The sequence below is a fragment of the Paenibacillus sp. DMB5 genome (assembly GCF_001517085.1).
GTDB lineage: Bacteria > Bacillota > Bacilli > Paenibacillales > Paenibacillaceae > Paenibacillus_AQ.
In genome coordinates this window covers 331,191-346,701 of the sequence record NZ_LRAC01000124.1, presented here as the reverse complement: position 1 = coordinate 346,701, position 15,511 = coordinate 331,191, and the positions used below count along the sequence as shown (strand labels likewise).

Sequence of the window (15,511 nt, the reverse complement as noted above, 5' to 3'; positions counted from 1 at the left end):
GTATTGCCAGATTACGAGAGATATAGAACTCTTCGTTCAACATCTATGCAACATCCGTGCCTTGGATTAAAAAGTATATAAATAGGCAATACAGAAGTATAAAATCCCAAATGTTAAGGAACGAAACATAACATGAGACATTATCAATTGCCTTATACACCAATTGTAATGCCTAGAAGTAAGAAGTATGGAAACAATTACTGGAACAGTAAAGGTCCTAAAGTAGATAGAGATGTCATTCTTTATAGTGACTTAGAATACGACCATTGGGTGAGAATCGAGACTACTCCAGATGTGATCGAATATTGTGAACAACCATTAGAGATCACGTATGTTTTAAATGATAAACAACATAGAACAATTTTCGATATGTGTGAGCTTCATAGGAACGGCAGCCGGATTTTTGTTGAAGTGAAATATGAGAAGACTTGAAACCAACCAGCAGGAAATACGATGTGACCATGCGACAAATTGAAGCTCAGAAGGAATGGTGCTGGCTGAATAATGTACAACATGAAGTAAGAACCGAGAAAAATATCCGAACAGGCCCATTTACCATAGAAAATCGCATTAAAATTTTAAAGAGCATTACTAACCAGGAAAAACCACACTTTCTTCAGGATGTTGCTGAATGTATTGATTATGAAAAGATTAGCTTAAAACTTCTATGTAACAAACTGATGAAGCTAAGCGTTTACGATGTGTTTTTAGCCTGTTATTGGCTTTACTATCAAGGAAGACTTAAAGCTGATATTGATTCAGCGATTCTGAATTTGGATATGGAGGTGTCGAAGATTGAGCCGAACAAAGATAGTTGAAAACCCACATTTACTTCCAGAGCAAATGAATCCTGAGTTATGGCCTGTTGTGGATGAGATGCTTTTATCTGAAGAGGAGAGAACCGTTTATGTAAATCGAAAAAATGCAGTAGTACTTTACTTTAAAGGAATTGAACTTAAGCGTATTTATGAACAGACAGGAGTTCACCCCAAGAATCTCCGAAGGCTTATACACAGATGCATCTTAATCTCAGATGATGGTCTTGTTTGGGGCTTTAGAGCATTGATTCCGCAAAAGAAGGTAAAACCCTATCATCTTAATCTATCCAGTAAGAAGAAAAATCCAAGCAGGAAAACTGGTGAATTTAAACTTTTACTGGAAACATACCCGTCGCTTCAGGATTTAATTAAAGATCTGTTTCTAGGGAATCACCGTCGCTCTTTAGAGCCTGCCATGAAAACCCATCATATACATAAAAAATTTATAGATTCATGCCGAGATTTAGGAATTCCATTACATCAATATCCCTTTAACACTGACCATTTGGGATTTAAGGCTCTTCAAAGATATATCACCAAATTAAGCTTCATGTATTTTGGGAAAAACAGGACCCGATATGGACAAGATGCGATTACTAAAGCTAAACATACAGGAGAGGGCGAACAAAATCACCCTTCAACACTGCATCCTTATCAAAAAGTACAATTTGATGCTCATCGTATTGACGGCTTTTTTATAATCGAAGTCATGACGCCAGAAGGTGACCTGGTTCCGATTGTGCTTGACCGCTTTTGGATATTAACACTAATTGATGTGGCTACAAGAGTAGTATTGGGTTATGCCATTAGCTTAAATAAAGAATATAGTGCAGTTGATGTAATGCATTGTTTTCGAAACACTGTGATTCCACATGAAAAGGGCACGGTTTCAATTGAAGGCCTCAAATACAATGAAACGGGTGGATTTCCTTCTGAAGTGTATCCTTCATCAACTGCCTGGGCCGTTTGGGATGTGATTTATTTTGATAATGCAAAATCCCACTTAGCCAATTTAGTACAGGATCGACTTAAACATCTTATTGGATGTGATATTAATTTAGGACCTGTTGCTTTACCAATGAGAAGAGGGATTATCGAGCGATTTTTTAAAATTTTAGAAGAAACAGGATTTCACAGGCTTCCAAATACAACGGGCAGTAATCCAAGCGATCCACGGAGAACAGATCCCGAAAAGAATGCTATTAAATACAAGATGAGTTTTGAACATTTAAAACAACTTATAGACATCCTTATATCTGATTACAACGGAAAGCCGCACGGAGGAATTTATCATCAAACACCTCTGGAACTACTTGGAAAACGTTTAAATGCTGGACTATTACCGAGACAATTAGAAGAAGAACTCCGCAAAGAGGTGTTATTTATGCAAGTGACAAAGACAGCAACGATTAGAGGATCATTAAAATCTGGCAAGAAACCATACATTCAGTTTCAAGGGGTAGAGTATAGAAGTGACAAACTAGGCCAATCAACTCACCTACTAAACAAAGAACTCATCCTTCACATTAATGTTGATGATCTTCGGACGATTAGAACATTTTTGCCAGATGGGAGTGAATTTGATTATCTTGCTGCAGCGGGTAAATGGTCTATTACTCCGCATTCATTACAGATACGAAAAGCAATAAACTCTTTAGTCCGTCAGCGCTTAATTTATCTTACTACTTGGGACGATCCAATATTTGTTTATACTGAGTTTCTACGAATTAACGCAACCAAAGGGAAGCGGGGGGCTGCAAACAAGGTCACGCAGGTTAAAGAATCAACTCGGAAGCGAACAACGATTAATGAACCTGAAGGCCAGAGAGACGCTTTAGAGAGAGTAGAGGAACGCAATGCAGCGCTAGAAAGAGCAAGAGAACATACAAAAAAAGAACAGGACAATAGGGAGTACACCGATTATAAAGACTTAATGAAGTTATACAAAACGAAACTATAAGTGAGGAGATTGTCTTGGAGAGACCTCAAGTACAGATAGGCACACATCCGATCGAGACAGGTGACTATATCATACCGACGAAGGAAGTTTTACGACTAATGGGCAGTATGACGAGAATCGTAAACAATCGTCTTCCTGGAATGATAGTTTACGGTAGACCGAGAATCGGAAAAACATGGGCTTTACGTTTTGCCATTGATCATTTGCCTACAAATTTTGGTGCACCATTGCCTATTCTTTATGCCAACTGTAATTCATACCGTGTACCAAGTGAGGAAAAATTCTATTCAGATCTACTTAGCGACTTTAATTTTCCCTTTATATCAAAACGTAATTCATCAGAATTACGGAGACAGGTTGTAAATTTTATGCTTGAAAAAGCAGAAAAATCAAAGCTTCGGCGTTTGGTTCTAATCATTGACGAAGCACACCGGCTCACAGAGGCACATTATAATTGGCTCATGGATATTTATAATGCGCTTGTGCAGAGAAAAATTTCAATGACTGTTATCTCCGTTGGCCAAGAAGAACTCCTTGCAAGACGTACCTTTTTTCTGGAGCAAAGGAAATCTCAGGTTATTGGTCGTTTTATGACACATGAACATGACTTTCATGGAATAAGAACCTGGGAAGATATGCAACTGATATTAAGCGGCTATGATTCACCAGAAATCTCTTGTTACCCTGAAGCAAGCGGGTGTAGCTTTAGTCAATATTTTTTCCCAGAAGGTTATAAAAAGAAGGAAAGATTGGAGAGCGAAGCGAAAATGTTATTTGAGCTATTCGCGGATTTGAGAAAAGAACATGGGGTTTCTGCAGCCTTAGAAATTCCTATGGAATATTTCTCTTTTACCATTGAAAATGCTTTGAAAAAGTATGGGATACATGGAGATCAACATTACTGGATTAATAAAGCGCAGTGGAGGGAAGCCATCGAAATGTCGGGTTATGTAGAGTCAGAGATCTACATGGCTCTTGTTTAAATTGAGCTGGGGGGAATATTGATGCAAGCTATTTGGAGAACCGAATGGATCCATGAATACGAGACTCCTTGGTCCATATTCGAGAAATTGTCATTTGCTAATCGTACAAGCAGAGGCAATATTTTTAAATATGCTGCAAATAGTTGTGAGAAAAATAAAAACAATCCAAAAAAAGATGAACGAAAAATTGATCTATTCTCCCTTAAAAGTTTTGACGAGTCGATCTTAGAAATGATTTTTGGAGTGAACTTAGTAAAGTTTACTCAACAATCCTTACACTCACTGACAATTCCTCTACATAGCCATCGATATCCAGTCACGTCCTGGTTTTCTAAACATCTACGATGGTGTAGCGAGTGCATTTCATACGGACATCATAGCTGGTTACATCAATTTAAATTATTGGATTATTGTCCTTTTCACAATACAAAATTAAAAGAGACATGTCCAAAATGTGAGATGAATATTCCCTTTATATTTTCCAACCGATTTTTTGGAGACGCTTTTTCCTGTAAATGCGGATTTCAATTTGCTGATTTTTCAAATATACTTTGGGAAAAATGGGATACAAAATTTAAGATAGTGGATCCAGCAACTTTACATTGGTTGTCCAAAACCAATAATTCTGAAGGAATCAGAACTCTATTTTCTCCTGAATCCGCGAGTCTAAATATACTTTCCGATTTTCAACCATATGTATCAATGAAATCGTTTACTCAGGATAACAATAAGATACTTATAGATGATTTTTATTATTCTACTCAATTTAACAAAGATCTATATAATAATAATGTGAATACATTCCAAACTGTTAATCGTTATTTAAGAAAGAATCTACTCAGGAATCATTCTAATTGTATAAAACAATTTTGGCAGTTACTAAAAAGTGATGGGGAAGAGTTCCCTGATATTTGTCCATACGCTTACGCGTATGTTAACTGGCGTAAAACACTTTTAAAGACTGAACGTTTTTATAGTTCTGATACCCGAAGTAGTGTTGTGGCGCGAAGTGGAGGACGACACGGATATGAGCTGCTTACTAATGCAATAACTGATGACATTAAATTATTATTAGAAGAATATGTTCTTAGTAGTAAGGGTAAACAGGTTAATAAGGATACATTGGTGTGGATTCAAGAACAATGGTCATATCGTTTTAGTTTAGCATTTTTTTATGACTGTCTTAAATATGCCAACGATATTTTGCTGCATGGCAAGAAACATACGGATTGGGATAAGATCCTCATGAGCACAAAAGCCAATTTTAAAATTGCTTTCAAATATCAAGAGATTGAAGGAAAGCGCGCTGAAGGTATAAATTTTAAAATGTATTATGAGAATACAGCTAACACTAAAATACCTAAACATCAATGTCCAAATCATAGCTTAAGAAGAAAGAGAGCTATTTCAAAAATGAAATCATATTTACCGGCACGGATATCCATCGAATATCCAAAAAATTATGAACTGATTAATTACGTTAGTTCATATATAAAGAAACATGATTATTAAAACAACTCGAGTGAGTTGTTTTTTTGTGGCCAAAATAGGAGACTAATCGGCAATGGGATCAAGTTCTTGTCCTACAAGGGACTATGTTCTTGTCCTCCGACATATAGCCTGGTTGAAGAGCCTTGAATCTAACCTAGCTACATATGTACAAAATACGGGTTTTGTGAGGAAGTAGTGACTAAACAATCCGTACTAGGCTGATTTAAGCTGTTTTGTGTCCGAATCTGAATATTCAGTTAACTGAATATTATGTAATTTTAGTGCTCTATTTGTGCTCTATTTCTTTCTTCTTTGTTTTGATTTTATTTTCTTTAGTTGTTTGATTGTTGTTATTTTTTTTGTTTTATGCTGTTACTAATACTTTTACTTATCCTGAAATTTAATTCTTATTTACAAAACTACATCCAAATTACCAGTTTAACTAACCGCTCATCTTAAATTGACTTATCAATATCAATTTGCACATTTTTACCATATATTATCCTTGATAGATTTTTCATTTCTCCTTAAGCTTCTTCATTAGGGCCAGAATCCGGTTGTTTTTCGTCTCATCCTTTTTGGCCAATTCGATGTGATTAAGCTGTTCCCGCTTGATGTAATCAGGCTGACCCAGGAACTGGTCCAGAAGCTGGTGATCCTCTAGGGTCTGTGATATGTTATCTGGTACGGTTACTCCACGCTTTTCCTCACATTTGGTTAAAATGACATGAAGCTGGTCACCCAACTCTTTACGCACTTCTCTGCGGATAAATTCATTGTAAACTAAATAATGCCCGTTTTTTGACGGCAGCAAGGTATGTTCGAACTCTTGACCATCCACTGAGATTTGTACGGGTACCTTACCGCTGGTGTTGAATAATTCCTGAACAGAATATGGGAAATAAATCACTTTCCATTTCATTTTACCTTCCAGCATCTTAATTTCACTGTCAAATTCAAAATTCATTATCAGCAGCACTCCTTTTAAAAAAGCTAATTACGGTTCTTCGATCACCAGTATATCCAACTAATGGGATTACGACTCTATTCTAGACTTCGGAGTCCAATCCCTGCCTGCACTTTACACGGCTATTGGCAGATTTGTGAATCTCCAAGACTGCAGCCCAGGCTTTGTACTAAACCCTCATCAACATGGATAAATATGACTAAATTAATTTATAGCGCCCGGAAAATCTTCCATTTCGTATGGATAAATATGTTTTCCACTACATCCTATCCCGTTCTGATTCATATTAAATTTAAAGGCAGCCAGTGCTTATATGCATCGGCTGCCTCTTCATCATATGAGCACCGTTAATTCACTCGCCTCACCCTGCTCATCCGTTCAGTTATCTGGCGTCATCCATTGCCATCCGTTGCACTGCCTTAATTATTACGTCCGTAATAAAGCTTCAGATTCGTCACATCCACCAGATACAAAATATCTACGCCTTTAGGACTGCGGTCCACGGCCAGCCGCTCTATCGGAATACCCGGCGCAAGCGAGGTTTCCGTCCAGGTTCCGCCTGTGTTGACAGCCATGAAGGCACGGTCAGTCCCGCTGCTTTTTACATAATAGATTCTTGCTGTAGTTCCCGTCCAGGTCACATCAATTGCCGCTGTAGTTGGAGCTGCATTATAGACGGTCTGCAGGTTCCATCCTCCAGGGCCATAAGTAGCCTGCTTGACTGAAAAGCTTGTACTCCCTTCCTCACGGTAGCGGTATGCGATAACCGGACTTCCTGCTGAATCTAGCGTTAGCTTGGCGCTTTGCACACCCGGACCGCCGGGATCGCTGCCGCTCTGAACGTAGGCTTCTCCAGGAGCCATAGGCTGTACAATATCCGCTGTTGTCAGGCTTACCGGTGTTGCAACCGGCGTTCCGTCTGCTTTGGTGAACTCGTTCGTAGCGGGACTATATTTTAAATACGACAGCTGGTGACGCAGCGGACTGGCTGCAAAATACGCCCACTCGAATATAATATGCAGATCGCCGTTTGCATCAAAAACAAGATCGTCCGGATAGACAGACCGGTTAAGGTGTGCCGCAATGACTTTGACCTGAGTCCATACCGAATCGGCGTTGTTCCAGCGGAACAGCACGGCCTCTCTTTTACCTGCCAGATCTTTATCTGCACGTACCAGCAAATACAAATCCCCGTTAGGAGCTGTTGTCAGCACCGGGTAGGTTACCGTCATGCCCTGAGGCAGCTCATCCGAATGATTCTGCGGAACTCCGCCTACTGTATCAGACCGGTAATACCGCCAAGTATTGCTGTGCATGGACGCAAAGACATGAAACCGGCCGCTCCCGTCTCTGGCCATAGAAGGCTGATTATGACCAAGATCGTCGATGTACTCTGCAGGTGTAGTGCCGTCCATAAGCGGCAGTTTGCTCCAATTCCCGTCATTATCCCGTCTGGCAATAGCAACCGTGTGTTTTCCCGGAATCGATCCCGGCGCATTGTAAGCCATGTAAGCGTACTCAAAACCAAGCCCGTAAGTAGCAAGCGGTGACCACCATCCGGCCTGATTGCTGGAATCCATCGGAAAAGGAACCACCTCCAGCACTGGTGCTGCAGTTCCCGCTCCCGCCGGCATCAGAGTCAGCAGAGCCAGCAAAATGAGGCTGAGCTTATATTGCTTTGGCTTTTTCAATAAATCCGCCTCCCAAGTAAATCTGTTTTGTAAGGACAAGTTCATCAATGTAAACAGTAAACAGATTCAGCTCTATTGATCGCTTTCCCCCTTTTGGTTGTTCTACTTAGATTCCGCAAGCCCAAGATAGCATGAAGGACACTGAAATGTTACTGTACATTTGCAAGAATGCTGTATTGGCAGCGGGTTTTGCAGACAACAAAAAGAAAAGCCCGGAATCCGGACTTTTCTGCATGTAAATCTCCCTTAGGGTCATTCCATTTCCGCGTATAAACGTTCCGTATCCTCCCGCCTACAGAGCTCACGCTCCGGATTCATCACCGCCGCCGCACCAGAAGCGACTCCATATCTTACCGCTTCCCTGAGCGGATGTCCTTGAGATAAGCTGTACACAAGCCCGCCTACAAGACTGTCCCCGGCCCCGACAACGCTGGCCACCTTCACCTTAGGTGACCGGATGTGCTCTGAACCTTCTTTTGTCACCAGCAGAGCCCCTTCACTTCCCAGCGAGATCACCACTACTTCCGTACGCCCTTCATCGATAAGGCTAAGTGCAGCTTCTTCAGCCTCCTTGTGGTTACCGATTGCCCTTCCGCTAAGCTCTTCAAGCTCCCGCAGATTGGGCTTTAGCAGATAAACACCGGCATCAGCAGCCAGCTGGAGCGCTTCTCCCGACGTATCAACAATAATGCGCGCTTGCCGCGCTTTAGCAATCTCCGCCACCCGGCCGTAAAAATCCTTCGGACACCCGGGAGGAAGACTTCCGCTGGCTACAATGATATCCGGCGCTGCTTCGAGCTGTTTGAGTGCCTGCAGGCATGCTTCCCAGTCATTCTCGTTAAAGGACGGGCCAGGCATATCAAAACGGAACTGCTTCCCGCTCGATTCCTCCAGCACAATCAGATTCTCACGGGTCTGACCTGTAATCGGTACCGCCTGCCAGGCTACACCTTCCTGATCCAGCATGCTGCCGATCAGCTGTCCGTGCAATCCGCCTGAAGCATACACCGCCAGCGACTTACCGCCAAGCCTGTGGACTGCCCTGGCAACATTGACTCCTCCACCACCCGGTTTATAAGTGGCCTCCCTGCATTTCATTTTATGTTCAGGGACTACCTTATCAATTCCTGTACTGGCATCAACAGCTGGATTCACAGTTAATGTTACGATCATTGTTTATCGCTCCTTTGCTCAATCGTTCATAGGATATCTGGCGTTCCAGAAATTATTACCCTTAAGCTGCATTTGACCACCATTGCTCACTGTTTCAGCAGCTGGAGCGCCGTCTCCTCCGTCGTAACCTGCACAATTATACAGTCAGATATGCAAAAAGACGGTTGCCCCGCTAAGGGCAGCCGTCTCTTAATATGATCAGGATTTCCGCACAGACAGAATGAACTTCTCAAGTGCCTCTGTACTGGTGATGCTGTGATTGCAGGCATGATTGTCCATGCACACATATTGGCCCACAGAAGCAATGTTATCCTGCGAAGCATGTACAGGCTTGGTCGACACCGAGAGGAACGCAAGCTCCTGATGCCGGTTGCAGAACAGGCAGTAGCCCTTCTTATTCGTTGGGATAAGCCTTCCCTCAATCCCGATAAACTGCCCGTGATGCGGATAGACAATAAACAGCTTATTGGCCGCAATGTCCACCCAGCTCAGATAGGTCAGATACCTGAAATCAATTGTGTTCAGATCCGGTACCCTCAGCTTCTTGGTCTTGGGAAAAAGCTTCTGGATTTGCTTCAGCGTAATATCCGGATAAGGAACCATCAGCGGCTCCAGACTGTCAAGGAAGCGCTGAAAATCATAACCCGACTCGAAAGAAGAGATCTGCTCCAGCATCTGCCGCTGCTCCACAGTCAGTTCACTAAAGGCATTAACCACTGTTGCAGCTGCTGTATACCTTACCGTCTCCAGTACTCTCCGGTCAGCGACCGTACGTAACGTATTCTGCAGGAAATCCGTTTGTTTCTTAATCACATTCAATTGATGGTTTCTAATAAATGGTGTATTCATAGGTTTTCGCCCCTTAGATATGATAGATGCATTCATACCGGTGCAAAGCCTATTATTAGAAACGATAAAATCCAGTTTGGGCGAATGAATTCCTTATTCTATCGCACCTCACGCAAAGTATCGCCCCTGATTAGGCTCTGCATGAGGACAGCCTAGCCAATGAGCAATTAAGAAGTGCCATCAGTAACAACCCCCAATCCAATTCACATGCGAAAAGTATAGCAGGATTAGGCAGATTGCTCAATTCATTTGTCTGTGTTACAACCCATCCAGCATCAGCAGCAGCTGCCCGTAACGCTCCAGAGTAGCTGTATCTTCCACTCTGATTCCCGAATTATAGAAGGCGATATCTCCGCTTCCGCTCTCCAGCAGCTGATCACACTCCAGAATCCGCTTCAGATTGTTGGCTGTACCGGTACTGCCAGAGATAAAGTCCGTACCTACCGGAAAAATCTCCTTGATAACATTGGTGAAGTAAGGAAAATGAGTGCATCCGAGCACAACCGTTCCGTACTGGCACAGATCGAAGCGTGATAGCTCCTGCTCCAGATAGCTTTTGACCAGCTCATCATTAAACTCATGCTGCTCAGCAAATGTAACCAGGCCCGGAAGCGCCAGGCTGTCGACGATATCCCGGTGGTCAAGCCGCTTGACCAGGTTAGTGAACTTTTCTTCCCTCAGCGTAAGATTCGTGGCCAGGACGAGCACCTTTTTGCGGTGAACCTCCCATTTCTGCACAGCCGGCTTCACGGCCGGTTCAATTCCGAGAATCGGAAATTCATAACGTTCACGCAGCTCCTCAATTGCCACACTGGTTGCCGTATTGCAGGCAATGACGAGTGCTTTTACCTGCTGCTCCGCTATAAACTGCACAGCCTCAAAAATATATTGTTTCACTTCTTCTTTTGTTTTCTCTCCGTAGGGCACATTCCTCGTATCCGCATAGAACAGGTAATCTTCATTTGGCAGAAGCTTCAGGGCCTGGTGCAGCACCGTAATTCCGCCGATTCCGGAGTCAAAAAAACCAATCCGCATAATTTCACTCTTTTCGTGCTTGATAATTGCCTATCTATTTTAACACAAGACCTTCTTCATTGATGAAAAAAGACAGCCGGATACGGCTGCCCCATAATTTATGCGAAAAAGCTTCATGTGTTCAATGAAATATGTATTGCGGACTGGCTACAGCATCAGCTTTGGCGGAAGAGCTTTAGTCTAACCGCAATTTCCGCTTTATTGCCAGGATGGCACCAAGATGCAGCCCTTCATGATATATGGTTCTGATCAGCACCTGGCTGACTGTATACATTCCCATTTCAGTTGGGGGAAATTCTTCCTCCATACGCTCCCCGTACGTCTGGCGGATAACCAGCGGTTGCTGTTTGAGCAGGGTCTTAAGCTCAGCTATAGACGGTGTATGCTCCGAAAAATCGGCCGGTCCCGTCCCGTACCCGAACCATTTCATATAGCTTGGCGGGAGGGGCTGCTGCTCCCTGGTAAGCGCCTGCAGCCATAGAAACTGATCGGTATACAGATGGCCCAGATTCCAGCGGATATTGTTATTAAACCCGGCCGGAACCTTTTCTCCCTCCTCATCCGAAAGATCCGCTACCGCACCGATTAGCTCGCTGCGGTACGCAGACAGCTGCTCAAACAAAACCTCGTTCCGTCTTTCCATGATAAACCTCCCAGTTCTCTGTAATTCTTCCAGATACTTTTGTTCAATGATATAAAACCCCTTGCACAATGGCAAGGGGGGCTATACGTTCCTTTATTTGATAACCGCTTCTACTTTAAATAGGTTCCGCTCTCACCGATCCCGCCGCTGCCGTTCAGCACATAGACTCTGGCATTGCCTTTGCCCGAGCAGTTCAGTGTGATGGTGCCATTCGTTACGTTCTTGATGTCCCCAGTCACAGCATCTACATAGGTGCCGTTAGGAATGCCTGTGAAGGTAGCGTTGCCCGAGATAGTGACCAGCGCAAAGCTGTCGATGCCTTTGGAGGCATCGGTGTATCTTCTTTTGAAGGCCAGATTGCCGCTGACGTTCTCTGTAGAGTATTGGCCCTTTTGCAGGGCAGGTACGGCTCTTCTGATCAGATTGAGCTGACGGATATGCTTAGCCAGCGGATGGCTCAGTGATTCAGCAAGTGTACCCGTAGCATTCGTATATCTTCCAAAATCCTGCACGGTAACGCTACCCTCAATATGATCACCAAAATAAGCGCGTCCCGTCGTACTGAGCGGTGCATTCGGGCCTACATCAATTGCTTTTCCCTTCTGAAACTCGATTTCCGAGCCGTAATAGATGGCCGGGATGCCGCGGAAGGTGAACATCAGAGCAAGATTTTCTGCCCATGTGTCCTGGGTTCCGGCAAACCGCTGATTTTCCGGCGCCTGGTCAGGAGCATAGTCATGGGAATCCACATACGTCACGTTCCAGGTAGCATCATTGTAGAACTGGTCTCCGCTGCGCATGCTGAAAGCTTCCTGCGCTGTTTTGAACGCCCAGTGCATCGGGAAGTCGATTACGTCCATGCCTGATTTCATCGAGTAGTCCGGCGTATGATAATTGTTGCCGATCAGAAAAGCATTGTTCGACGTCGGCTGACCCGCAGTTGTGGAGTTATCCGCCCATTCCTGTTCAACGGACAGCTTGTTGGAAGCGTAGTCATTTTGACCGTCGCCAGGGTAGGACTTTGCCGACTTCCAGGTATAGAACGGCGTCGAAATCGCCGGAATGCCGCTGTTCCAGACATCTCTGTAGCGGGTAGCGACCTCACCGAAGATGAAGAAGTCCGAGCCGCCTCTTTCCTTCCACGCCGGAACAAAATACTTGTTAAAAATATACCGGCTGACATGCTTAACCGTATCCACCCGGAAAGCATCTACGCCCATATCAATATACTGGTTATAGCTGTCGATCAGATACTGGTTGACCACCGGATTCTCCGTATTGAGATCCACACAATCCCCGGCGATCTGGCCGGTCTGGACGGTGTACGACTCCCAGGAAAGGCTTTTTTCCGTGTGATAGATATTGTTGTTGGTCTCGGCAGTCTTCATCAGGGCCAGTCTGGCCTGATACTGCTGATCCGGTGTCATGGAATCGTAGTTGGCCGGCAGCTTGTTGGTTATTTTGAGCAAATTCGCGATCGTGTCCGGCTTGGTCTCATCCTTCTTAAACATCGGGAACAGGTTCTCCTCGCCGAAGTTGCCGGTATGATTGACGACGATATCCTGAATGACCTTGATGCCCTTGGCATGGGCGGCGTTGATCAGATCCTGGTAGGAGGCGCCTGCGGACTCGTATCTCGGATCAACTTTGGCAAAATTAATCGCGTGATAGCCGTGGTAATCATAACCGCTGGCATTCTGAACAACAGGTGTAATCCAGATGGCGCTGAAGCCAAGCGCTTTGATGTAATCAAGCTTTTGGATCAGTCCCTTGAAATCCCCTCTCCACGCTGGGTCGGAATCCGGGTTGCCAGCCTTGGCATCATCCCAGGCATGGGCGTTGTTGCTGGTATCGCCGTCATAGAAGCGGGATGTGATCACAAAGTATATGGAGTCCTCGCGGAAATCCCCTTTGCTGCCGATGCTGTAAACAAAGCTTTGGGTCGTCTTGTTGCCGGCGGCGTCGATCACCAGGAATTTCAGGGTCGTTGTTTTGGCGATCAGAATCTGCGGCCCGGTCAGCCCGGCAAGCACATTACCTGTAAGGTATACTTTTGAGCTGGTAGTAGGCTCTGTGCCATTATCTGTATAGTAGGCAGTTACTGTGGCTGCTTTGTTGTCTTTGATGTTAAAAGAGACATTTACCGCTGTAGCGGATTGTCCTACCGGCAGATTCGGCGTAATCACCGGCGGCTGCAAATCGGCATTCAGGTCAATCACATAGGCAAAAGAGGACACACTGCCTGTAACGCCGTCCGCGTTCACGCCAAACGCTTTTATGGTCATCGAGGACGATACCTGGATTGGATCCGTATATAAGGCCGAGGCTACGGTCGGTGTAGAGCCGTTGGTTGTATAGTAGATTTTGTCTCCGGTATTGCTGCTTGAAAGTGCAACCGTTTGTGCAGCATCGTATGTTTTTGGAGCCGGCGAGACAGTGATGACCGGTGTCTTCAGCGCCTCGGGATTAGCGGTATACCAGACGTTGTCTGTGTAATACCAGCTTTCTTTTACATTGCGGGTTAAATCACCAGTCTGTTTGCCGTTGCTGTCATTGAAAATCAGGCTGGTGCTTGCCGCACCGGGAATGGTATAGCTGTACCAGTCATTACCGTCGGATTTCATCAGAATGCCTGGCCAGGCGCCGCTGACGGGTACCGTGGACGGACTCAGGTTCCAGTAATGGATACGCATTGCAGCGTTCCAGCCGGACGGCTTTTTCACATGGACCGTAATGCCCGCTGCCGTTGCTGTTGGTGATGGGGTTACGCTGGCTGTTGGAGTTGCTGTAGGAGTATTCGTAGGTGTTGGTGTTGCTGTTGCCGTTGGTATTGGAGTTGGTGATGGTGTAACTACTGGAGTAGGTGAAGGAGTAGCAGATGGAGTTGCCGTAGGCTGAACTGTTGGCACCGGAGTTGCCGTTGGTGTTGGTGTTGTTCCGGGCAGAACCGTTACATAATCGATATTGATATTTCCGCTGTCGGTTGAATCGTATTTGTAGGTGATGGTGTTGCTTCCGGCCTGCAGGCTGAGCGATTCGCTCTGTTCACCCCAGGTGTCCCAGCTGCTTAGACTTGGAAGTGTGGTTTGCTTGACTTTGGTCCCGTTCACATATACAGATACCGTCTTGGCACTGCCTGTCGCGTTCGCATAACGCAGAGTTGCGTTGTATGCGCCTGCAGCTGAAGCCTGCACTGTAAAAGCTGTAGCTGCGCCGCTGGCCGTATACCCGTCCACAAAGCCTGCTCCCGAGTATCCGGTATGATTGGTGTTTACTTTTGCCCCGCCTGTTAATGCTGCATTCTCCGCTTCATATCTGCCGGCTGAGGGAATGGTTACGGTCCAGTTTTTGCCGCCGTTATTATCCCAGCTGTCGGCTGGAGCGGTGATGTGATAGCAATACGTTAAGGTTGCTCCTTCAGCGACTGCCAGATTGGCTGTAAAGGTCGTTCCGTTTCTTGTCATTGTGGTGTCGGTGACGCTCGACCAGTTATTCGTTGTCCAATGCAGGGTTACAGCCGTTGCCGTGGTGTTAGTGTAAGTAACCGTATAATTGGTATTGCTGGCGGACGCACCGCCTGATGCACCGAACAAGCTGAAGCATAGCGCAAAAATAACCAGCCAGGAAAGAAAACGCCTCGTTTTATTTCTTACCAAATAGACTACCTCCTGATCAAATGTTTGATATTGAAGCTCACATCTTTTAATGCGCAAACGTTTGCAAAAAAGGTAATAAATGAACTGCCGGCTATTGGCATCACTGCCTGTGCTAAATTTAAACCATCCATCACCCCCATGGACTGAGCGGAAAAGCTCCATTGTATGCGCTTGCATAAATTAAATGAAATAAAGCGGTATCCTCCGCTTCTGCTCCAATGAATTTTTCCTGATTCTGATTATAG

Annotated in this window: 11 protein-coding genes; 4 read left to right on the top strand and 7 right to left on the bottom strand. The window is 44.6% G+C overall.

Translation table 11 applies throughout. The annotated features are described in order from the left end of the window. Positions 1-455: 455 nt before the first annotated feature. The 4 genes from AWJ19_RS16370 (at position 456) to AWJ19_RS16355 (ending at position 5,273) form a co-directional block, all read left to right on the top strand. Positions 456-818: a hypothetical protein gene (locus AWJ19_RS16370; protein WP_068725256.1), complete on the top strand. Its 363-nt coding sequence runs from the start codon at positions 456-458 to the stop codon at positions 816-818. Then, positions 796-2,778 (top strand): hypothetical protein, encoded by a 1,983-nt coding sequence (locus AWJ19_RS16365; protein ID WP_082707934.1) that lies wholly within the window; start codon positions 796-798, stop codon positions 2,776-2,778. Before AWJ19_RS16370 ends, AWJ19_RS16365 begins: the two co-directional genes overlap by 23 nt. Positions 2,779-2,876: 98 nt before the next feature. After that, on the top strand, positions 2,877-3,761 hold the full coding sequence (locus tag AWJ19_RS16360; protein WP_128083621.1) for an ATP-binding protein: 885 nt from the start codon (positions 2,877-2,879) through the stop codon (positions 3,759-3,761). A gap of 21 nt (positions 3,762-3,782) precedes the next feature. After that, a complete protein-coding gene (locus AWJ19_RS16355; protein ID WP_068725252.1) occupies positions 3,783-5,273 on the top strand; it encodes a TniQ family protein in 1,491 nt (496 codons plus the stop codon). Between the two features lie 496 nt (positions 5,274-5,769). Here the strand turns inward: AWJ19_RS16355 and AWJ19_RS16350 are convergent, their stop codons facing one another. The 7 genes from AWJ19_RS16350 to AWJ19_RS16320 form a co-directional block, all read right to left on the bottom strand. After that, on the bottom strand, positions 5,770-6,219 hold the full coding sequence (locus AWJ19_RS16350; protein ID WP_068725250.1) for a YdeI/OmpD-associated family protein: 450 nt from the start codon (positions 6,217-6,219) through the stop codon (positions 5,770-5,772). Between the two features lie 419 nt (positions 6,220-6,638). Then, on the bottom strand, positions 6,639-7,910 hold the full coding sequence (locus AWJ19_RS16345) for a BNR-4 repeat-containing protein (protein WP_068725248.1): 1,272 nt from the start codon (positions 7,908-7,910) through the stop codon (positions 6,639-6,641). 252 nt (positions 7,911-8,162) lie between these two features. Beyond that, positions 8,163-9,083: a 1-phosphofructokinase family hexose kinase gene (locus AWJ19_RS16340; protein ID WP_068725246.1), complete on the bottom strand. Its 921-nt coding sequence runs from the start codon at positions 9,081-9,083 to the stop codon at positions 8,163-8,165. A gap of 198 nt (positions 9,084-9,281) precedes the next feature. Next, a complete protein-coding gene (locus AWJ19_RS16335; RefSeq protein ID WP_068725244.1) occupies positions 9,282-9,932 on the bottom strand; it encodes a FusB/FusC family EF-G-binding protein in 651 nt (216 codons plus the stop codon). Between the two features lie 258 nt (positions 9,933-10,190). Continuing rightward, the gene (gene murI / locus AWJ19_RS16330; protein ID WP_068725242.1) at positions 10,191-10,967 is read right to left on the bottom strand and encodes a glutamate racemase; all 777 of its coding nucleotides are present in this window, start codon (positions 10,965-10,967) and stop codon (positions 10,191-10,193) included. A gap of 175 nt (positions 10,968-11,142) precedes the next feature. Continuing rightward, on the bottom strand, positions 11,143-11,610 hold the full coding sequence (locus tag AWJ19_RS16325) for a DinB family protein (RefSeq protein WP_068725240.1): 468 nt from the start codon (positions 11,608-11,610) through the stop codon (positions 11,143-11,145). Positions 11,611-11,720: 110 nt separating this feature from the next. Further along, positions 11,721-15,266, bottom strand: a complete 3,546-nt coding sequence (locus AWJ19_RS16320; protein WP_068725238.1) for an alpha-amylase family glycosyl hydrolase — start codon at positions 15,264-15,266, stop codon at positions 11,721-11,723. Positions 15,267-15,511 lie beyond the last annotated feature (245 nt).

Coding starts and splice junctions, on each gene's coding strand:
- murI (WP_068725242.1), bottom strand. CDS start 10,967: ATGCGGATTGGTTTTTTTGACTCCGGAATCGGCGGAATTACGGTGCTG.
- AWJ19_RS16355 (WP_068725252.1), top strand. CDS start 3,783: ATGCAAGCTATTTGGAGAACCGAATGGATCCATGAATACGAGACTCCT.
- AWJ19_RS16340 (WP_068725246.1), bottom strand. CDS start 9,083: ATGATCGTAACATTAACTGTGAATCCAGCTGTTGATGCCAGTACAGGA.
- AWJ19_RS16350 (WP_068725250.1), bottom strand. CDS start 6,219: ATGAATTTTGAATTTGACAGTGAAATTAAGATGCTGGAAGGTAAAATG.
- AWJ19_RS16335 (WP_068725244.1), bottom strand. CDS start 9,932: ATGAATACACCATTTATTAGAAACCATCAATTGAATGTGATTAAGAAA.
- AWJ19_RS16325 (WP_068725240.1), bottom strand. CDS start 11,610: ATGGAAAGACGGAACGAGGTTTTGTTTGAGCAGCTGTCTGCGTACCGC.
- AWJ19_RS16360 (WP_128083621.1), top strand. CDS start 2,877: ATGGGCAGTATGACGAGAATCGTAAACAATCGTCTTCCTGGAATGATA.